The sequence below is a fragment of the Mycobacterium sp. genome (genome assembly GCF_035499775.1).
GTDB lineage: Bacteria > Actinomycetota > Actinomycetes > Mycobacteriales > Mycobacteriaceae > Mycobacterium.
Genome location: NZ_DATJYB010000169.1, coordinates 39,122 through 58,128 on the forward strand (window position 1 = coordinate 39,122; position 19,007 = coordinate 58,128).

Genomic DNA, 19,007 nt, shown 5'->3' on the forward strand with positions numbered 1-19,007 from the left:
GCAACATTTTGAGGCTCAGCTGTAAACACCCGTTTGCGCGTGGCATCACGCGCTCCATGGTCGGGGTGCTTGCAGGCTTCACAGTCTTCTCCGGTGTCATCGCCACCAACGCGGTGGCCGACCCGGCTGGCGACGCCGTGGCAAAGCTCAACGAATTGTCACGCCAGGCCGAGCAGACCACCGAAGCCATGCACACCGCCCAGCTCGACTTGACCAAGAAGCTGGCTGCCCAACAGGCGGCGGAAAACAAGCACAGCGAGGACGTGGCCGCCGCGCAGGCCGCCAAGGACCGGCTGGGCAGCTTCCAGGGCGCGGTCAACCGGCTTGCCGCAGCCACCTACATGGGTGGTCGGACCGACGGCATGCACGCCATCCTGACGGCGGGGTCTCCGCAACAGCTGATCGACAAGTTGTCGGTGCAGCGGTTGCTGGGGAGCGAAATGGCCACCCAGATGGCCAATTTCCGCGCCGCCGGCGAACAGGCCGCCAAGGCCGAGCAGGCATCCGCCAAGTCAGCCGCCGACGCCAAGAGCGCGGCCGAGCAGGCTGCCGCGGTGCGGGCGAGTCTGCAGTCCAAGCAGAGCCAGCTGCAGGTACAGATCGCCGTCGTCAAGTCGCAGTACATCTCGCTGTCACCCGGCCAGCGTGCCGCGCTGGCCGACCCCGGCCCGGTTCCCGCGGCGGCTCCTCCGGCCGCCCCGGCGCCGCCCCCCGAGGCGCTGCCGCCCGGCGCGCCGCCGGCCGAGGGACAGCCCCCGGGCGAGGCTCCACCGCCGGGCGTAGTGCCCGCACTCGCCGCCCCGCCGCCGGGCGGGGACCGCGCCACCGTAGTGCAGGCTGCGTTGAGCCAGGTCGGGTCGTCGTATGTGTGGGGCGGTGCCTCACCAGGCGCGTTCGACTGCTCGGGATTGGTGATGTGGGCCTACCAGCAGGCCGGTATCTCGCTGCCGCACTCCAGCCAGGCGCTGGCCCACGGTGGCCAACCGGTGGCGCTGTCCGACCTGCAGCCCGGTGACGTGCTGACGTTCTACTCGGACGCATCGCACGCCGGCCTCTACGTCGGGGACGGCATGATGATCCACTCCTCGACCTACGGGGTGCCGGTGCGGGTGGTTCCGATGAACTCCTCCGGCCCGATCTACGACGCGCGCCGCTACTAAACGCCTCGACGCGCGTCGCCGGTGGCCTTCGATACTGCTGGCCTGGGTATTCGTTGTCGAGCTGATCGCGGCCGTAGCCGTGGCGTTTCACCCGGCGCAGGCGGCGCATGAGCCGTTGGTCGTCGGCGACCGCACCGTCCGGCTGGTCGACCTCGGCGGGCCGGACACCCAACGCCTGCTGTCCCGAATCGCGTCGGAAATCGGCGCGGCGGTGGCCAAGGTGGAAGCCTTCTGGGGAACCGATTGGTCCCGCGACATCTCGGTGGTCGCGGCCGGCTCGGACGACCAGTTTCGTGCCGCGGCCGGCGGGGGATCGGCGTCGCAGTGGTCCGATATCGCGGCCGTGACGGTCGCGGACCGCGTGGATGCCGCCCAGCGGGTGGCTGTCGGCCAGCGGCTGGTGTTCGCTCCGGGCGCGGCCAACATGAGCGATGCCGCGCTGCGAATAGTGTTGGCGCACGAGCTCTTTCACTACGCCGCCCGGGTCGACACCACCATGGACGCACCCCGCTGGCTGACCGAAGGGGTGGCCGATTTCGTCGCCCGGCCGAATACCCCCGATGTCAGGGTGCCCGCCGACGCGGCGTCGGTGACGCAGTCGCTGCCGTCGGACGCCGACCTGGACACGCCCGGGCCGCAGCGCTCGCTGGCCTACGACCGCGCGTGGTGGTTCGCCCGGTTCGTCGCCGATACCTACGGACCGGCGCGGTTGCGTGCGCTTTATCTCGCTGTGTGCGGTGTCGAGCACGCCGACCTGTCCACTGCCGCCCGCGACGTGCTGGGCACCGACGCGGCCGGTCTGTTGACGGGCTGGCGCCGCTGGCTGGCCCGATAGCGCGAGCAGGGGCAGCGGAAGCTAGCCTCACCCGAATGAGCCGGGTCCTGCTGGTGACCAACGACTTTCCGCCCCGACGCGGGGGCATCCAGTCGTATCTGGGGGAGTTCGTCGCTCGTCTGGTGGCCGCCGGGTCGCATGCCGTAACCGTGTACGCGCCGCAGTGGAAGGGCGCCGATGCGTTCGACGACTTGGCCTGCGACGCCGGCTATCGGGTGGTGCGCCATCCCGGCACGCTGATGCTGCCCAGCCCGGCGGTGGATGCCCGGATGCGCCGGCTGATTGAAGAAGAGGAAATCGACACCGTCTGGTTCGGTGCGGCCGCGCCGTTGGGGCTGCTGGCTCAGCGCGCCCGCCAGGCGGGCGCATCCCGCGTGCTGGCCAGCACCCACGGCCACGAAGTGGGTTGGTCCATGCTGCCCGTCGCCCGGTCGGTGCTGCGCCGCATCGGTGAGCAGACCGACGTCGTGACGTTCGTCAGCCGCTACACGCGGTCCCGGTTCGCGCCGGCCTTCGGCCCCGAGGCGTCACTGGAGTACCTGCCGCCCGGGGTGGACGCCGATCGGTTTCGCCCCGATCCCGACGCCCGTGCCGAGCTCCGCGATCGCTACGGGCTGGGCGATCGACCCACCGTGGTGTGCCTGTCGCGGCTGGTGCCGCGTAAAGGCCAGGACGTACTGATCCAGGCGCTGCCCGCGATCCGCCGCCGCGTCGACGGAGCCGCGCTGGTGATCGTCGGCGGCGGTCCCTATCTGGACACGCTGCGCAAGCTGGCGCAGGAACGTGGGGTGGCCGACCATGTGACGTTCACCGGCGGCGTGCCGGGCGCCGAACTGCCCGCACACCACGCGCTGGGCGACGTGTTCGCGATGCCGTGCCGTACCCGCGGTGCGGGCATGGACGTCGAGGGCTTGGGCATCGTCTTCCTGGAGGCCTCGGCCAGCGGCGTGCCGGTGATCGCCGGCGAATCGGGCGGAGCCCCAGAAGCGGTGCAGCAGAACAAGACTGGGCTGGTCATCGACGGCCGCTCGGTGGACAAAGTCGCCGACGCCGTCGCCGAGTTGCTCACCGACCGTGACCGGGCCGCCGCGATGGGCGCGGCCGGGCGGAAGTGGGTGACGTCCCAGTGGCGCTGGGACACCCTGGCCGCGCGGCTGGCGGACCTGCTGCGCGGCGGGTCTGGCCCGTGAGCGCAACGCTGGCGTGACGCTCGGCGAAAGAGGCCGTTAGTCCTTGGTGTAAATCGCCTCGATGTCGGAGGCGAACTTCTCTGCCACCACGTTGCGCTTGACCTTCATCGTCGGCGTCAGTTCACCGGTGTCCTCGGTGAAGTCGACCGGCAGAATGCGGAATTTGCGGATCGACTCGGCGTGCGACACCTGCTGGTTGGCCTGCTTGACCGCCGCGTCCACCTCGGCGACCAGGTCGGGATCGGTGGCCAGATCGCCCACCGATGCGCCGGCGGCCTTACTGTTGCGCTGCTTCCAGCCCTCGAACGCCTCCGGGTCGATGGTGATCAGCGCGCCGATGAAGGGCTTGTTGTCCCCGACCACCATCGCCTGACTGATCAGCGGGTGGGCCCGCAGCTGATCCTCCAGCACGGCCGGCGCCACGTTCTTACCGCCGGCGGTGACGATCAGCTCCTTCTTGCGTCCGGTGATGCTCAGGTAGCCGTCCTCGTCGATCGCGCCCAGATCGCCGGTCCTGAACCACCCGTCGGCGAACGCCTCCTCGGTGGCCTGCTCGTTGCGCCAGTAGCCGCCGAAGACCACGCCGCCGCGCACCAGCAGCTCCTTGTCGTCGGCGATGCGCAGGCTGTTGCCGGGCACCAGCTTTCCGACCGTCCCGATCTTCAGCCCGCCGATCTGGTTGACCGTGATCGCGGCGCTGGTCTCGGTCAGGCCGTAGCCCTCGTAGATGGTCACGCCTACGCCGCGGAAGAAATGGCCCAACCGTGCGCCCAGCGGCGCGCCGCCCGAGACGGCCGCGCTGCAGTTGCCGCCCAACGCCGCGCGCAGCTTCCCATAGACCAGCCGGTCGAACAGCGCATGCTTGGCGCGGAGTAGCAGCCCCGGTCCGCCGTCGTCCTGGGCCCGGCTGTAGTCGACCGCGGTCTGTGCGGCCAGCTTGAAGATCGGCCCCTTGCCGTCGTTGGAGGCGTTCTGCTCGGCGGTGTTGTACACCTTCTCGAACACCCGCGGCACCGACACCACCACCGTCGGTTTGAACACCGCCAACATCGGCAGCAGGTTCTTGATGTCGCTGGTGAATCCGACGGTCACCTTGCTGGCGAATGCGGACAGGGTGAGTGCCCGGGCCAGCACGTGGGCCAGCGGCAGGAACACCAGAAGACGTTGTCCCGCCGCCAGTAGCGTCGGGAGGCATTCCTGGGTGCCCCTTATCTCGCTGAGCAGGTTGGCGTGCGTGAGCTGGCAGCCTTTGGGGCGCCCGGTGGTGCCCGACGTGTAGATCAGGGTCGCCGGGTCTTCGGCACGCAGCCCCTCGAGCCGGGCGGTGAGCTCGGCCTTGTCGACCGACGCACCCTCCTCGGCGAGCTGGTCGAGCGCCTTGGGACCCGAACCGTTGATGTGCAGCACCCGTCGCAGGGCGGGCAGCTCGCCGGCGAGCTCGGCGACCATCGTGGCGTGCGCGTCGGTCTCGGCGAACACCAACACGGCTTCGGAGTTCTGCAGCACCCAGCGCACCTGCTCGGCCGACGACGTCTCATAGATCGGCACGGTGACCCCACCGACGGACAGGATGGCGAGGTCGAGGATCGCCCACTCGTAACAGGTGGCCGAAAAGATCGACACCCGGTCCCCGGGCTGAACCCCGAGCGCGATCAAACCCAGTGCCGCAGAACGAATCTGGTCCGCCGCCTGGGCGCAGGTGACGTCGGTCCAGGAGCCGTCGATCAGGCGCTGATAGATGACGAAGTTGGGATCCTCGCGCTCGTGCTCGAAGACCGGGGCCGCAAGGTTGTCGTGCTCCTCGACAGAAAAGCTGGCAGGGACACTTAACTCACGCACTGCACTTACCTCGCTTGACCTCGTGTGATGTTGCCGGGTACCGACTTGCTGAGGCCCAGCCTAATCCGAGTGTGCCAAGCTGAAACAATGAGCAGCATCCAGATCGCGGACGAGACATTTGTCGCCGCCGACGGCGCGGGGGTCGGTACCGCGATCGGCGACCGGTCCAACTGGCGCCGGTGGTGGCCCGACTTGCGGTTGGAAGTCGTCGAGGACCGCGCTGAAAAGGGCATGCGGTGGGCCGTGACCGGCGCGTTGACCGGCACCATGGAGGTCTGGCTGGAGCCGTCGCTGGACGGGGTGGTGTTGCACTACTTCCTGCACGCCGAACCGTCCGGTGCGGCGGCCTGGCAGCTGGCCAAGATGAATTTGGCCAAGATTACACACCGTCGCCGCGTGGCCGGAAAAAAAATGGCATTTGAGGTGAAGACAACGCTCGAACGCGCACGTCCCCTCGGGGTTTCTCCGGTAGTTTAACCGAATCAACGTTTGGCACCGCAGAATACGGTTTCGGCCGGGAGGCCGGGGGCTCCCGTCGGAGAGCCGGGGGTCGACCCGCTTGCGGGAGAGAGGGAAATAGCAAGTGGCGGACAAGACGACGCAGACGATCTATATCGATGCTGATCCGGCCGAGGTGATGAAGGCGATCGCCGATCTCGAGGCCTACCCGGAATGGATTTCGGAGTACAAGGAAGTCGAAGTTCTGGAGGCTCTCGACGACGGTTACCCGAAACGGGCACGGATGTTGATGGACGCAACCATTTTCAAAGACACGTTGATCATGTCCTACGAGTGGCCCGACGACCGCCAATCGCTCAGCTGGACGCTGGAATCCAGCTCGTTGCTGAAGTCTCTCGAAGGCACATACATCTTGGCGCCCAAGGGTTCTGGAACCGACGTCACCTACCAGCTCGCGGTGGACCTCGCCATCCCGATGATCGGGATGCTCAAGCGCAAGGCCGAGCGCAGGTTGATCGACGGTGCGTTGAAGGATCTGAAGAAACGAGTCGAGGGCTGACTGAGTCCGATGCGCCCGCCCCGGCCCGGATCAGTCTCTTCGTCGGCAAGGGTGGGGTAGGAAAGTCCACCCTTGCGTCCGCCACCGCTGTCCGTGACGCGAGCGAGGGGCGGCGGGTGCTGGTCGTGTCCACCGACCAGGCGCACTCGCTGGGCGACGTGCTGGGCGTCGCGGTTCCGCCCTCCGGTTCGGGCGAACCGGTGCGGGTGCTCGTCGATGACGCCGATGCCGGCGGCGGCTTTCTGGACGCCCTCGCGCTGGACACCCTGGCCCTGCTCGAGACGCGCTGGCGCGACGTGGTCGACACCCTGGACCGGCGGTTCTCCGAGTCGGAACTGAGTGCCATTGCGCCCGAGGAACTTTCAGCGTTGCCGGGCATCCAGGAAGTGCTCGGCCTGTATGCGGTGGGCGAGCTCGCCGCGGCCGGAAAATGGGATCGCATCGTGGTCGACTGCGCGTCGACGGCGGACGCGCTGCGGATGCTGACCCTGCCCGCCACCTTCGCGCTGTACGTGGAGCGCGCGTGGCCGCGGCATCGCCGGCTGTCCATCGGCGCCGACGACGCCCGCTCGGGCGCCATCGTGGAACTGCTGGAGCGCGCCAGCGCCAGCGTCGAGCGACTCAGCGCGTTGCTCACCGACGGTGATCTGGTCACCGCACATCTGGTGCTGACGCCCGAGCGGGTGGTCGCGGCCGAGGCGACCCGGACGCTGGGTTCGCTGGCGCTGATGGGTGTTCGCGTCGAGGAGCTGATCGTCAATCAGGTTCTGGTGCGCGATGATTCCTACGAGTACCGGAACCTGCCCGACCATCCGGCGTTCGACTGGTACGCCGAACGCATCTCCGAACAACGCTCGGTGCTCGCCGAACTCGACGCGACCATCGGTGACGTGGCGCTGGTGCTGACGCCGCATCTGGCCGGCGAGCCGATCGGCCCCAAGGCGTTGGGTGAGCTGCTCGACAACGCCCGTCGACGCGGCGGGGGCGCGCCGCCCGGCCCGCTGCGCCCCATCGTGGACCTCGAATCAGGGTCGGGGCTAGAGTCCGTCTACCGAATGCGGGTGGCGTTGCCCCAACTCGATGCCTCGACGTTGTCGCTGGGCCGGTCCGATGACGACCTGATCATCAGTTGTGGCGGGCTGCGCCGCAGGGTTCGTTTGGCGTCCGTGCTGCGACGGTGTACGGTGCTGGACGCACATCTGCGGGGCAATGAGCTCACGATTCGTTTTCAACCAGATCCGGAGGTGTGGCCGAAGTGAGTGGGGCACACCCCGACATTGGTCCAGAGTTACGCAGGCTTGCCCAGGCGCTGCTGAACGGTATCGACCCTGCCGTTCGGTCGACCGCCGCATGGGCATCCGGAGCCGGTGGGAGTCCCGGCAAGTGCCAGCAGGTGTGGTGCCCGGTGTGCGCGCTGGCCGCGTTGGTGAACGGCGAACAACATCCGTTGATGACCGTCATCGCCGACCACAGCGTCGCTCTGCTGGATGTGATTCGAGCCATAGTCGACGACATCGACCGGACGCAGGAGCCCCCGCCGGACGACCCGTCCGGGGGTGTCACGACCAACGGGAGCGGCCCGGACGAGACCGCCGCGAAGAGCCGCTACCAGCCCATCCCGGTCACCGTCGAGGAGTGAGTCGGCCCCGCGCCGAGGTGGTCCCAGCCGTCACACATGGGTACAGTTGGAGACCATCAAGTAAGGGCGAGAGGGAGGGCCATGTGGTACTGGCTATTCAAGTACATATTCATGGGCCCACTGCTTACCCTGCTCGGTCGACCGAAAGTCGAAGGTCTGGAACATGTTCCGAATTCCGGGCCGGCGATACTGGCGAGTAACCACCTGGCCGTCGCGGATAGCTTCTTTCTTCCGCTGGTCGTCCGTCGCCGCATCACGTTTCTGGCGAAGGCCGAATACTTCACCGGCACCGGCCTGAAGGGTTGGTTCACCCGCTGGTTCTACACCGCCGCCGGTCAGGTCCCGATCGACCGCAGTGACGCCGACTCCGCACAGGCCGCGTTGGACACCGCCGAGCGGTTGCTGGGGCAGGGCAAGTTGCTGGGCATGTACCCCGAGGGCACCCGTTCGCCCGACGGCCGGCTCTACAAGGGCAAGACCGGGCTGGCGCGCCTGGCGCTGCAAACCGGGGTACCGGTGATCCCGGTGGCGATGATCGGCACCAACGTCGTCAACCCGCCCGGCAGCAAGATGTGGCGGTTCGGGCGGGTCACCGTCCGGTTCGGCAAGCCGATGGACTTCTCCCGCTTCGAGGGGCTGGCCGGCAATCGGTTCATCGAGCGCGCCGTCACCGACGAGGTGATCTACGAACTGATGGGACTGTCCGGTCAGGAGTACGTCGACATCTACGCCGCCACGGTCAAGGACGGCAGCGACTCGAACGGCCCAGCCGAGCGGATTCCGGAGACGGCTGTAGGTTAATCGGGGCCTGATCAGCTGACGGCGGACACCGGCGCCAGCCCCGGTGTCGCCGCTTCCTGCGGAGCCTTCCGCGCGGTGACGGTGAGTCCGGACACGATGATGACCGCCAGCGCCCACCACACGTAGGACATCCCGGCAAGCTGTCGCCACCAGGCGGCCGTCGTCTCGTGGTGTTGGGGAAGCAGGTCGATCGGTGTCCAAGTCATCAGCGCCACCCCGGCAACGCTGACCACGGCCAGCGCGACGTTGCGGCGGCGCCACGCCAATATCCCCGTCACCAGCACGGCCGGCAGCATCCAGACCCAGTGGTGTGACCATGACACCGGCGAAACCACCAGCCCGAACAGCGCCACGCAGATCACCGCCAGTGTGGGCTCACCGGCTCGCAGCACCCGCTGCAGCGCCCAGACCGTTATCGCGAGCACCACCAGGCTCGCGCCCGCCCACAGCAGGAAGCGCGCCTGTTCCCCGAGTCCGATCCGCGCGAGTGCGCCCGCGATGTTCTGGTCGGTGTTCAGCGCCGCGCCGCCGATCCGGTCGGTGTTGTGCACGGTGCGAGTCCAGTACTCCCAGGAGTCGTGCCACGCCAGCACGAAACCGATCAGCGTCGCCCCCGCGAACGACGCCAACGCCGTCAGCGCGGCGCGGTTGTCGCGACGCATCAGGAAGTACAAAAGGAACACCGCGGGAGTCAGTTTCAGCGCAATCCCCAGGCCCAGCAGCACCCCGCGCGGCCACGGGGTGCGGCGCGGCACGCAGTCGGCGATCACCAGCGTCATCAGCACCACGTTGATCTGGCCGAAGGCGAAGTTCGAGCTGATCGGCTCAAGCCAATACGTCGCCGGAACCACGATGATCACCGCCAGCCATAGCCGGCGCAGCCAGGCGGGGCCGGGCAGCAGTCGTGAGCTGTTCGACACGTCGAGGCGGGTCAGCACGATGTCCGTCGAGACGATCAGCAGCACCAACGTCAGCAGCGTGATCGCGACGCTGGCGGCCGGCATGTGCAGCCACGCGAAGGGGGAGAAGGCGATGGCCGCCAGCGGGGGATAGGTGAACGGCAGGTTCAGCCCGATGGGTGTGGGGAACAACACGTCGCCCTTGTACAGCGGACGCCCGTCCAGCCAGGCCTGACCGCCCATCTGATAGATGTCGATGTCGATGCGGTACGGCGTGTGCCCGAGCAGCGTCCAGGCCAGCTGACCCAGCACCGCGGCGGCCAGCATCCAGAGCAGGCAAAACAGCAAGACCCGCGCGCGGCTGCTACCAGGGGAGCCCACGGTCCCGTTAATGGGCGCCTGCCAGTTACTCATGTCGGAGCTAAGCCTAATGGTTAACGGGCGTCCGATTGTCGGGACAGCGCGGCTAGCCCCGTGTCGGGACTTGGCGAGGTAACTTCCTGGAGTGTCCGACTGGCTGCAGCACGACATCATCGACCGCGGCCGGTTTCCGCTGCTGTGTTGTCTGGTCGCGTTCATCCTGACCTTCTTCGTCACGCGCAGTTTCGTGCGGTTTATCCGCCATCGTGCCGGCACCGGCGCGCCGGCCCGGTGGTGGCAGCCGCGGAATATCCACATCGGGTCGGTGCACATCCATCACGTGGCGTTCGGGGTGGTCCTGGTGATGGTTTCGGGGCTGACCATGGTATCGCTATCGGTCAACGGACAAGAACCCGAATTGACCTTCACGGCGATCGCCTTCGGAATCGGTGCGGCGTTGGTGCTCGACGAGTACGCGTTGATCCTGCACCTGTCCGACGTCTACTGGGAGGAGGACGGGCGCAGCTCGGTGGACGCCGTGTTCGCCGCGGTCGCGGTGGCCGCCTTGTTGACCATGGGCTTGCACCCGCTGATGTTCTTCCTGCCGATCTGGCAGGGCGGCGATTCGTTGGTGCGGCACGCCGTCGTCATCGGCGGGCTGGTGCTGACGCTGCCGCTCGCCGTGATCGTGCTGTTGAAGGGCAAGGTGTGGACCGGCCTGTTCGGGATGTTCCTGGTGGTGGTGCTGGTCATCGCGGCGATCCGGCTGTCGCGCCCGCATGCTCCCTGGGCCCGGTGGCGATACACCAGCCGACCGGTCAAGATGCGGCGCGCCGTGCAGCGGGAACGGAGATGGCGTCGTCCCGTGGTGCAGGTCAAGATGTGGCTGCAGAACGCCATCGCCGGAACCCCTCGGTTGCCCGACGAGCGCGCCGTCGACGCTCAGCTGGACCACGAGGTGCATCCTGCGCCAGCGCCCGAGGGCGCCGTGGCAAGCGCATAGTTCTGCGCACGTCTGCCGGGCCGACTGGGGCCGGTTGGGGCCAACTAAGCTCTCGGCGGTGCGGTACTTCTACGACACCGAATTCATCGACGACGGCCGCACCATCGACCTGATCTCCATCGGGGTGGTCGCCGAGGACGGCCGGGAATACTACGCCGTATCCACCGAATTCGATCCGGAGCGGGCCGGGAGTTGGGTACGCGCCAATGTGCTGCCCAAGCTGCCGCCCCCCGCCTCGCAGCTGTGGCGCTCGCGCCGGCAGATCCGTGACGACCTGGAGCAGTTTTTCGGTATCTCCAACGCCGAGGCCACGGGCCCGATCGAACTGTGGGCCTGGGTGGGGGCCTACGACCACGTGGCGCTGTGTCAGTTGTGGGGCCCGATGCCGGGATTGCCGCAGGCGATACCCCGTTTCACCCGGGAACTGCGGCAATTGTGGGAGGACAGCGGAAGTCCGCGGATGCCGCCGCGGCCGCGCGACGTGCACGACGCGCTGGTCGACGCCCGCGATCAACTGCGCCGGTTTCGGATCATCACTGGTGAAACGGACGATCCGCCGGGCCGTACGCCCTGATCAGTCCGAATCGGACCGGGGGCGGGCCCAGTTACCATGGACCGATGAACTGGACAGTCGACATTCCGATCGACCAGCTGCCGTCACTGCCGCCGCTGCCGGCCGACCTGCGTGCCCGGCTGGACGCCGCGCTGGCCAAGCCGGCCGCGCAACAACCGTCGTGGGATCGTGACCAGGCCGCGGCGATGCGCACGGTGCTGGAAAGCGTGCCGCCGGTAACGGTGCCCTCCGAGATCATCCGGTTGCAGGGACAGCTGGCCCAGGTCGCCAAGGGCGAGGCATTCCTGTTGCAGGGCGGGGACTGCGCAGAGACGTTCGTCGACAACACGGAACCCCACATCCGGGGCAATATCCGCACCTTGCTGCAGATGGCCGTGGTGCTGACCTACGGTGCCAGCCTGCCGGTGGTCAAGGTGGCCCGGATCGCGGGTCAATACGCCAAGCCCCGGTCCGCCGACATCGACGCGCTGGGTCTGAAGTCCTACCGCGGCGACATGATCAACGGCTTCGCCCCGGAAACCACAGCGCGCCAGCACGACCCGTCGCGGCTGGTGCGTGCTTACGCCAACGCCAGCGCGGCGATGAACCTGGTGCGTGCCCTCACTTCGTCGGGCTTTTCGTCGCTGCACCTGGTCCACGACTGGAACCGGGAATTCGTGAGCAACTCGCCGGCCGGCGCGCGCTACGAGGCGCTGGCCACCGAGATCGATCGGGGACTGCGCTTCATGAGTGCTTGCGGGGTGGCCGACCGCAATCTGCAAACCGCCGAAATCTACGCCAGCCACGAGGCTTTGGTGCTCGACTACGAACGCTCCATGTTGCGGTTGTCGCAGGTGGAGGACGGAGAGCCGCAGCTCTACGACTTGTCGGCACACACCGTGTGGATCGGCGAGCGGACCCGTCAGCTCGACGGCGCACACATCGCGTTCGCCGAGGTGATCGCCAACCCGATCGGCGTCAAGATCGGCCCGACGATGACCCCGGAGCTCGCCGTCGAGTACGTCGAGCGGCTCGACCCGCACAACAAGCCGGGTCGGCTGACCATGGTGAGCCGGCTGGGTAACAACAAGGTGCGCGACGTGCTGCCCCCGATCATCGAGAAGGTTCAGGCCACCGGCCACCAGGTGATCTGGCAGTGCGACCCGATGCACGGCAACACCCACGAGTCGTCCACCGGTTACAAGACCCGGCATTTCGACCGCATTGTCGACGAGGTGCAGGGCTTCTTCGAGGTGCACCGCGCGCTGGGCACCCACCCGGGCGGCATCCACGTCGAGATCACCGGCGAGAACGTCACCGAATGTCTCGGTGGCGCGCAAGACATTTCGGACACCGACCTGGCCGGCCGCTACGAGACCGCGTGCGATCCGCGGCTCAACACCCAGCAGTCGCTCGAGTTGGCGTTCCTGGTCGCCGAGATGCTGCGCGACTAAGTGGGGCCCGCTATAACAACCCGTTGAGGTTGCTTCCGATCGTCCAGGCCGCGGTCGCGACCAGCCCGGTGAGCGCCACCACGATCGCCACCCAGATCAGCACCATGCGTCGGGAATGTTGTCGCACCCAGATGAATTCACTGAGCGCAATGCCGCCGAATTTCCCGGACAGCGGGTCGAATTCGTAGTCGCCCGGTCCCAATTCGGGCTCAGCGGGACGTACCGGCTCCGACCAGTCCTCGGGTCCGCGGGTCAGGTGCCGGGTGGAGTCAACCGGCGCCTGGTCGGGCGGCGGTGGCGGCGGTGGGCTATCCCGTCGCGCGGCCATTCGGCTGTGGTGCAGCTGGGCCGACCGGTGCTGAGCGGAGTTGCGCGGTGCGGGCACCCGGAAGTCCGGCAGCGCCAGTTCTTCGCTGATTTCCTCCAGGTCGGCGCCCATCTCGATCGCATCGGCGTAGCGGTCTGCGGGGTCGCGGGCGGTCGCGCGGGCCACCATCTCGTCGAATTCCAGCGGCACGCCGTCGATCAACGCGCTGGCCCGCGGCACGTCGTGGTCCAGTCGCTGGTAGGCGAGCGACAACGGGGTGTCGCCGGTGAACGGGGTACGGCCGGTCAGCAGCTCATAGGTGAGGATCCCTACGGAGTAGACATCGCTGCGCAGACCGGCGCTGCCGTCGCGGACCTGCTCGGGAGAAAGGTAGGCCGCGGTACCCAGGATGACGCTGGCCGAGGTGCTGCCCGCGGCCGCGACAGCGCGGACCAACCCGAAATCGGCGATCTTGACCTCGCCGTCGTCGGAGATCAGCACGTTTTCCGGCTTGACGTCGCGGTGCACCAATCCGGCCCGATGCGCGGCGGCCAGTCCGCCCAGCACCGGGCGCAGCACCGCCGCCACCGCGTGTGGCGGCATCGGACCGCGTTCAGTCAGCAGCTCACGCAGGGTGCCGCCCTCGACGAGTTCCATCACCAGAAAGGGGTGCCGGCCGTCCAGGCCCTGGTCGTAGACCGCGATCAACCCCGGGTGCTTGAGCCGGGCGACCGTGCGGGCCTCGAGCTGGAAGCGGGTGAGGAATTGCTGGTCACCGGCATAGCGAGCGTCCATCACCTTCAGCGCCACGGGGCGGTCGAGCCGGACATCGACACCGCGGTAGACCGTCGACGTGCCACCGCTGGCGATCTTGGCTTCCACCAGGTAGCGACCGTCCAGGTATGTGCTTTCCAACGGGTCCACCGTGCCTGCTCGGGCCACGGGGCCATCGTAGGTGGGGCCGAGCCGAATCGTGCAGAACGGAGCCGCAAAAACCCGCGTCCCGGGCTGGTTACCGGGCCTACACTGGCGAAGTGGGCAGCATTCCGGCCGGCGACGATGTTCTGGACCCCGACGAGCCAACGTACGACCTGACCCGAGTGGCTCAGCTGCTCGGCGTGCCGGTCAGCAAGGTCCAACAGCAGCTGCGGGAAGGCCACCTGGTCGCGGTGCGACGCGACGGCGGCGTGGTGGTGCCGCAGGTCTTCTTCACGACTGCCGGCGAGGTGGTCAAGAGCCTGCCCGGGCTGTTGACGATCCTGCACGACGGCGGCTACCGCGATACCGAGATCGTGCGCTGGCTGTTCACCCCTGACCCGTCGCTGACGGTCACCCGCGACGGCAGCCGCGATGCCATGTGCAACGCGCGTCCCGTCGACGCGCTGCATGCCCACCAGGCCCGGGAAGTCGTGCGCCGCGCCCAGGCTATGGCTTACTGACGACCGGCTCCGCCGCGGCTTCGCCTGTTTCGGCGCCCCGCTCCGGCGTCCGGTTCAGCACATACCAGGCGGTCAGTGCGGACGCGGTGGCCAGCGAGAACTGCACCCAGGAATACATTCCGTGCGATCCGTCCGGTTTGAAGATCAGCATCACCCACGTGGAGAACCCGGCGATCACCGCCATCGCCCGCCGCGACTGAGCCAGCGGGGCGGCCACCGCCAGCGGCCAGGAGTAGTACCACGGCAGAGCGGCGGGGACGAACAACACCACGATCAGCATCGACCACGCGGTACCGGTCAGCGCGGCTCGGTCGTCGCGCCGGAACCGCCACCACAGCACCGGCAACGACACCGCGATGATCGCGATGCCGATCAGCCGGGTGATGCGCAGCAGGCTGTAGAAGTCGATCGAGAAGAAACCGCTGGCGAGAAAGTGGATCACGTTGGCCACCGCGGTCGGCACCGACAGCCAGTTGATGATCTTCACCGAGCCGGCCAGCGCGGTCAGCCAACCCAGCCCGACACCGGCCACGGCGGACAACACCGCGAACACCGCTGCGAAGATCAGCACCGCCAGCGCGGCGGCCGCCAGAAACGCCTGGACCGGTCGATATCCCCGGCGTTCACGCAGATGACGCGCCCACACCCAGACCATGAACGGCAGTGCGATTCCGGCCGTCGCCTTCACCGCGATCGCGACCGTGAGGACGGCGATGCCCACGACATTGCGGCCGGCGAAGGTCAGCGCGATGCCCGTCGTCATCAGGCCCACCATCAGCATCTCGTTGTGCACCCCGCCCATCAGATGGATGAGCACCAGCGGATTGAGCACGCAGATCCACAGCGCGGTGGGGCCGTCGCTACCCAGGTGATGGGCCAGTCGGGGGGTGGCCCAGATCAAGAGCGCCAGTCCGGGCAACATGCACAGCCGTAGCAGCATGGTTCCGGCCACCACGTTGTTCCCGACGAGGATCGTGACGAACTTGGCAACCAGAATGAACACCGGACCGTAGGGCGCGGTGGTGATCGACCAGATGGGACTGACGTCGTCCAGCAACGAATTCGGGTTGGCGACCGGACCAACCGCATAAGGATCCAGGCCGTCGCGCAGCAGCGCGCCCTGAGCCAGATACGAGTAGGTGTCCCGGCTGAAGACGGGGACCGAGACCAGCAACGGCGCCAGCCAGAAGGCGGTGGTGGCCCGCATCACGAACTCGCTGGCTTCGCGGGCGAGGACGCGCCGGCCCAGCCGCAACCACGCGATCAGCATCAGGCCGACACCGGTCCACAACAGGATCGACGACAGCACCAAACCATGCCCGAAGCGCAGCCAGGACATGTGAATCGACTCCAGCAGCGGGTCGTGCTGGCGGGTGCTGCCCGCTCCCAGCCCGCCCGCCGTGATCAGCACCGAGCCCAGAAACCCCAGCTTCGCCGGTCCCGCGTCCGGTGTGCCGGCGAACTTGCGCAACCGTGAAAAATATTGACCGAGAGACCATTTCGACGCTGACGAGTCGACGGTCGAGGTGTCGGTTTCGGTGCTCATCGGCTCAGGCGGACCGGTTCGTCGCCAGGTTGGCCAGCTCCGACAGCCCCGCCCTGGCCGTCTCATTGATGGGTGCCGACGCCAAGGTGGCGAGCGCCCGTTGGGTCAGCGTGGCGATGCGGTGTTCCGCCGCGGCCAGCGCACCCACCGCCTCGATGACGCCGCGCAGTTCGCTCACCTGCGCATCGGTCAGGCGGGTGCCGATCGAGTTCCGTATCAGCTTGGCCGCCAAGGGATCCGACTTGTCCGCCAGCGCCATTGCCTCAGCCACCAGTACGGTGCGTTTGCCCGACCTCAGGTCGTCACCGGACGGCTTGCCGGTCACCGCCGGGTCCCCGAACACGCCCAGCACATCGTCGCGCAGCTGGAACGCCACACCCAGGTCGGTCCCGAATTGCCCGAACGCGGCCGCGACGTCGGGTCTCTCGGCGGCGGCGGCGACGCCCAGTTGCAGCGGTCGCGTCACCGTGTAACAGGCGGTCTTGAAGGTGGCGACGGTCATCGCCGACTCGATCGATTCGGCGGCCGAGGCCTCCGCGACGATGTCGAGGTACTGCCCGCCGAGCACTTCGGTGCGGATATCGGCCCAGACCCGCTGGACGCGCCGGTGGGCGTCGGGTGATAGCTGCGCGCGCAAGACGATATCGTCGGCCCAGGCGTGCGCCAGGTCGCCGACCAGGATGGCCGCCGAGATCCCGAATTGTTGCGGCGAGCCTCGCCAGTTGTCCTCGCGGTGCAGGGCCGCGAAGTGCATGTGGGTTGTCGGCCTGCCGCGGCGGGTAGCGGACGCGTCGATCACGTCGTCGTGTACCAGCGCCGAGGCGTGTAGCAGTTCCAACGCCGAAAACAACAGCAGCACATCGGGATCCGGATCCTGGGCCGCCACTGCGCGCCAGCCCCAGTAAGCGAAGACCGGCCGCAGGCGCTTGCCCCCGTTGAGCACGAAATCCTCGAGTGCAGCAACCAGAACGCCGAAGTCGCGACCCAGGTAGGCGGCCTCGTCCCGACGGTCGTGCAGGTATTGGCGCAGCTGGTCGGTGGCGGCGCCGGCCAACTCGACGGTTGCCGCTGCTTGGACGCTCAGCGCGGCGCCCCTTTCTGCTCGGCGTGACCTCTCCTTTTGGGAGGCCCGACAAGTGTATTCGCCGCAGGGCCCTGCGCGGCGGTCCGAGTTGCTTCGAGGGGCTCACTAACTCGCCCCTATGCTGTCGGGTGGACCTGGGCCGGTTGGCCCGCCGACGAACAGGAGCCGCGTGACCCTCAACACCATCGCCCTCGAGCTGGTGCCACCAAACGTGGAAGGCGGTCGCGAGCGGGCCATCGAAGACGCGCGCAAAGTGGTCCAGTACTCGGCTGATTCCGGGCTCGGCGGCCGGATTCGGCACGTCATGATCCCCGGGATGATCGCCGAGGAGGACGACCGGCCGGTCCCGATGAAGCCGAAGCTGGACGTGCTGGACTTCTGGTCGATGATCAAACCGCAGTTGCCCGGGATGAACGGCCTGTGCACGCAGGTCACCGCGTTCATGGACGAGGAGTCGCTGCGCGGGCGACTCACCGAGCTGGGCGCGGCCGGGATGGAGGGCGTGGTCTTCGTCGGGGTGCCGCGCACGATGAACGACGGCGAGGGCTCCGGTGTGGCGCCCACCGACGCCTTGTCGATCTATCGCGACCTGGTGGCGAACCGCGGCGTGATCCTGATACCCACCCGGGACGGCGAACACGGCCGGTTCAACTTCAAGTGCAACCAGGGCGCGACCTACGGCATGACCCAGCTGCTGTATTCCGATGCGATCGTGGATTTCCTGACCGAGTTCGCCAAGACCACCGACCACCGGCCCGAAGTGCTGCTGTCGTTCGGCTTCGTGCCGAAAGTCGAGGACCGCGTCGGCCTGATCAACTGGCTGATCCAGGACCCGGGAAACGCCGCCGTCGCCGGCGAGCAGGCATTCGTCAAGAGGTTGGCCGCCAGCGAACCCGCGGAGAAGCGCCGGCTGATCGTCGATCTGTACAAGCGCGTCGTCGACGGCGTCGCCGACCTCGGCTTTCCGCTGAGCATCCATCTGGAGGCGACCTACGGCGTTTCCGCGCCGGCGTTCGAGACCTTCGCGGAGATGCTCGACTACTGGTCTCCGGCGTGGTAGCGCTAGACCGGCGGTTGCTCGCGCGGCGCGGCGAGCCGCTCCGAGCGGTCCCGGCTGATCCAGGCCAGCAGTGCGATCACGCCGGCGACCGCGAACGACGCGATGCCCAGCCAGACGCCCGCTCCGGTGAACGACCGCGTGTTGGGATCCGTGTAGCGGGCCTGGGCGGTCATGGTGCTGACCACGCCCGGTTTGAGCTTCCACTGCACGGCATCGGCTTCGATGCGATCACCGTTGGTGGAGGTCACCACTCCGGGGAAGGCGACGGTCAATTCGACATCGGCCTCGGGATCGGTCACCGACGTGAGATCGGCCCGGCCTTCCAGGATCACCAGGTTGCCGTTGCGACGCAGTGAGAGATTCACTCCGGATGCGTCGTGGTTCATGTGGGCCAGCTGCGGCACCTCGGCGAAGGTCAGATCGGAGAACACCGCCTGCGACCCCACGTAGCCGTCGCTGTCGTAATTGGAGACCGCTACCTTCTGGCTGAACGGCAGATTGCTGTCCAGCTGGGGACCGGTGTCTTTCGGGTTCTTCGGTTTGGCCGCGGCGATGATCTCGCCGGAGACCAGGTCATCCTGCGAGATCGTGATCGAGGCCCTGACCCGCAGGCATCCGGTGGCCAGCGGCACCAACATCAGCAGCATCGCGAGGGCCAGCAGGCGGCGCCGACGGGTGGGCGGCGGGTAGGAGCGGACGCGCACCAGGTCATCGTGCCAGACCCGTCGTGCTGCGTCGCCGCACCGCCTGCCCGCGCCGTTTCGACAAGCCCGTTGACTCTGCGGTTATGGCGACAAACTGCGAGTGAGACGCGCCGGCA

At 67.7% G+C, this 19,007-nt stretch carries 19 protein-coding genes; 13 read left to right on the forward strand and 6 right to left on the reverse strand.

Translation table 11 applies throughout. From position 1 onward, the window contains the following. Window positions 1-56 precede the first annotated feature (56 nt). The 3 genes from ripC to pimB all read left to right on the forward strand — a co-directional run bounded on the left by ripC (window position 57) and on the right by pimB (window position 3,185). Window positions 57-1,160, forward strand: a complete 1,104-nt coding sequence (gene ripC / locus VML93_RS11455) for a peptidoglycan hydrolase RipC (RefSeq protein ID WP_325610646.1) — start codon at window positions 57-59, stop codon at window positions 1,158-1,160. A 61-nt stretch (window positions 1,161-1,221) separates the two neighbouring features. Continuing rightward, on the forward strand, window positions 1,222-1,995 hold the full coding sequence (locus tag VML93_RS11460; protein WP_414686340.1) for a peptidase MA family metallohydrolase: 774 nt from the start codon (window positions 1,222-1,224) through the stop codon (window positions 1,993-1,995). A gap of 35 nt (window positions 1,996-2,030) precedes the next feature. Beyond that, window positions 2,031-3,185 (forward strand): GDP-mannose-dependent alpha-(1-6)-phosphatidylinositol monomannoside mannosyltransferase, encoded by a 1,155-nt coding sequence (gene pimB / locus VML93_RS11465; protein ID WP_325610650.1) that lies wholly within the window; start codon window positions 2,031-2,033, stop codon window positions 3,183-3,185. Between the two features lie 36 nt (window positions 3,186-3,221). On the opposite strand, the gene VML93_RS11470 is transcribed toward pimB, so the two are convergent. Further along, a complete protein-coding gene (locus tag VML93_RS11470) occupies window positions 3,222-5,024 on the reverse strand; it encodes a long-chain fatty acid--CoA ligase (RefSeq protein WP_325610652.1) in 1,803 nt (600 codons plus the stop codon). A gap of 87 nt (window positions 5,025-5,111) precedes the next feature. Between VML93_RS11470 and VML93_RS11475 the strand changes: the two genes are divergently transcribed. The 5 genes from VML93_RS11475 to VML93_RS11495 all read left to right on the forward strand — a co-directional run bounded on the left by VML93_RS11475 (window position 5,112) and on the right by VML93_RS11495 (window position 8,482). Beyond that, the gene (locus tag VML93_RS11475) at window positions 5,112-5,501 is read left to right on the forward strand and encodes a polyketide cyclase / dehydrase and lipid transport (RefSeq protein ID WP_325610654.1); all 390 of its coding nucleotides are present in this window, start codon (window positions 5,112-5,114) and stop codon (window positions 5,499-5,501) included. A 106-nt stretch (window positions 5,502-5,607) separates the two neighbouring features. Then, complete coding sequence (locus tag VML93_RS11480) at window positions 5,608-6,042, forward strand: SRPBCC family protein (RefSeq protein WP_325610656.1); 435 nt, start codon at window positions 5,608-5,610, stop codon at window positions 6,040-6,042. Then, window positions 6,039-7,301 carry an ArsA family ATPase gene (locus VML93_RS11485; RefSeq protein ID WP_325610716.1) on the forward strand — a complete coding sequence of 421 codons (1,263 nt, stop codon included), beginning with the start codon at window positions 6,039-6,041 and terminating at the stop codon, window positions 7,299-7,301. The genes VML93_RS11480 and VML93_RS11485 overlap by 4 nt, the downstream gene beginning before the upstream one ends. Continuing rightward, window positions 7,298-7,681: a hypothetical protein gene (locus VML93_RS11490; protein ID WP_325610657.1), complete on the forward strand. Its 384-nt coding sequence runs from the start codon at window positions 7,298-7,300 to the stop codon at window positions 7,679-7,681. The genes VML93_RS11485 and VML93_RS11490 overlap by 4 nt, the downstream gene beginning before the upstream one ends. Before the next feature lie 81 nt (window positions 7,682-7,762). Continuing rightward, window positions 7,763-8,482, forward strand: coding sequence for a lysophospholipid acyltransferase family protein (locus VML93_RS11495; protein WP_325610659.1), 720 nt, complete (start codon window positions 7,763-7,765; stop codon window positions 8,480-8,482). 11 nt (window positions 8,483-8,493) lie between these two features. Here the strand turns inward: VML93_RS11495 and VML93_RS11500 are convergent, their stop codons facing one another. Beyond that, entirely contained in the window at window positions 8,494-9,795 is a 1,302-nt protein-coding gene (locus tag VML93_RS11500; RefSeq protein ID WP_325610660.1) for a glycosyltransferase 87 family protein, read from the reverse strand. Window positions 9,796-9,886: 91 nt separating this feature from the next. Here VML93_RS11500 and VML93_RS11505 point away from each other — a divergent pair, with 91 nt between their 5' ends. Genes VML93_RS11505 through VML93_RS11515 form a run of 3 tightly spaced genes read left to right on the forward strand, consistent with a single transcriptional unit; the run spans window position 9,887 to window position 12,751 of the window. Continuing rightward, the gene (locus tag VML93_RS11505; protein ID WP_325610662.1) at window positions 9,887-10,744 is read left to right on the forward strand and encodes a hypothetical protein; all 858 of its coding nucleotides are present in this window, start codon (window positions 9,887-9,889) and stop codon (window positions 10,742-10,744) included. Window positions 10,745-10,802: 58 nt separating this feature from the next. Beyond that, window positions 10,803-11,318, forward strand: a complete 516-nt coding sequence (locus VML93_RS11510; protein ID WP_325610664.1) for a polyadenylate-specific 3'-exoribonuclease AS — start codon at window positions 10,803-10,805, stop codon at window positions 11,316-11,318. 44 nt (window positions 11,319-11,362) lie between these two features. Then, complete coding sequence (locus tag VML93_RS11515) at window positions 11,363-12,751, forward strand: class II 3-deoxy-7-phosphoheptulonate synthase (protein WP_325610665.1); 1,389 nt, start codon at window positions 11,363-11,365, stop codon at window positions 12,749-12,751. A gap of 10 nt (window positions 12,752-12,761) precedes the next feature. Here the strand turns inward: VML93_RS11515 and VML93_RS11520 are convergent, their stop codons facing one another. After that, window positions 12,762-14,000 (reverse strand): protein kinase domain-containing protein, encoded by a 1,239-nt coding sequence (locus tag VML93_RS11520; RefSeq protein WP_325610667.1) that lies wholly within the window; start codon window positions 13,998-14,000, stop codon window positions 12,762-12,764. Window positions 14,001-14,092: 92 nt separating this feature from the next. On the opposite strand from VML93_RS11520, the gene VML93_RS11525 reads away from it, so the two are divergent. Beyond that, window positions 14,093-14,497, forward strand: coding sequence for an Rv2175c family DNA-binding protein (locus tag VML93_RS11525; protein ID WP_325610669.1), 405 nt, complete (start codon window positions 14,093-14,095; stop codon window positions 14,495-14,497). Here the strand turns inward: VML93_RS11525 and VML93_RS11530 are convergent. Together VML93_RS11530 and idsA2 are read right to left on the reverse strand one after the other, a co-directional pair. Then, the gene (locus tag VML93_RS11530) at window positions 14,484-16,043 is read right to left on the reverse strand and encodes an alpha-(1->6)-mannopyranosyltransferase A (protein ID WP_325610670.1); all 1,560 of its coding nucleotides are present in this window, start codon (window positions 16,041-16,043) and stop codon (window positions 14,484-14,486) included. The genes VML93_RS11525 and VML93_RS11530 overlap by 14 nt on opposite strands. Before the next feature lie 4 nt (window positions 16,044-16,047). After that, window positions 16,048-17,097: a bifunctional (2E,6E)-farnesyl/geranyl diphosphate synthase gene (gene idsA2, locus VML93_RS11535; protein WP_325610672.1), complete on the reverse strand. Its 1,050-nt coding sequence runs from the start codon at window positions 17,095-17,097 to the stop codon at window positions 16,048-16,050. 199 nt (window positions 17,098-17,296) lie between these two features. Between idsA2 and VML93_RS11540 the strand changes: the two genes are divergently transcribed. Next, window positions 17,297-18,187, forward strand: coding sequence for a mycobacterial-type methylenetetrahydrofolate reductase (locus tag VML93_RS11540; RefSeq protein WP_325610673.1), 891 nt, complete (start codon window positions 17,297-17,299; stop codon window positions 18,185-18,187). Between the two features lie 2 nt (window positions 18,188-18,189). Here the strand turns inward: VML93_RS11540 and VML93_RS11545 are convergent, their stop codons facing one another. Further along, a complete protein-coding gene (locus VML93_RS11545; protein ID WP_325610718.1) occupies window positions 18,190-18,834 on the reverse strand; it encodes an LppM family (lipo)protein in 645 nt (214 codons plus the stop codon). Window positions 18,835-19,007 lie beyond the last annotated feature (173 nt).

Coding starts and splice junctions, on each gene's coding strand:
- ripC (WP_325610646.1), top strand. CDS start 57: ATGGTCGGGGTGCTTGCAGGCTTCACAGTCTTCTCCGGTGTCATCGCC.
- pimB (WP_325610650.1), top strand. CDS start 2,031: ATGAGCCGGGTCCTGCTGGTGACCAACGACTTTCCGCCCCGACGCGGG.
- VML93_RS11475 (WP_325610654.1), top strand. CDS start 5,112: ATGAGCAGCATCCAGATCGCGGACGAGACATTTGTCGCCGCCGACGGC.
- VML93_RS11495 (WP_325610659.1), top strand. CDS start 7,763: ATGTGGTACTGGCTATTCAAGTACATATTCATGGGCCCACTGCTTACC.
- VML93_RS11500 (WP_325610660.1), bottom strand. CDS start 9,795: ATGAGTAACTGGCAGGCGCCCATTAACGGGACCGTGGGCTCCCCTGGT.
- VML93_RS11515 (WP_325610665.1), top strand. CDS start 11,363: ATGAACTGGACAGTCGACATTCCGATCGACCAGCTGCCGTCACTGCCG.
- VML93_RS11530 (WP_325610670.1), bottom strand. CDS start 16,043: ATGAGCACCGAAACCGACACCTCGACCGTCGACTCGTCAGCGTCGAAA.
- VML93_RS11545 (WP_325610718.1), bottom strand. CDS start 18,834: ATGCTGCTGATGTTGGTGCCGCTGGCCACCGGATGCCTGCGGGTCAGG.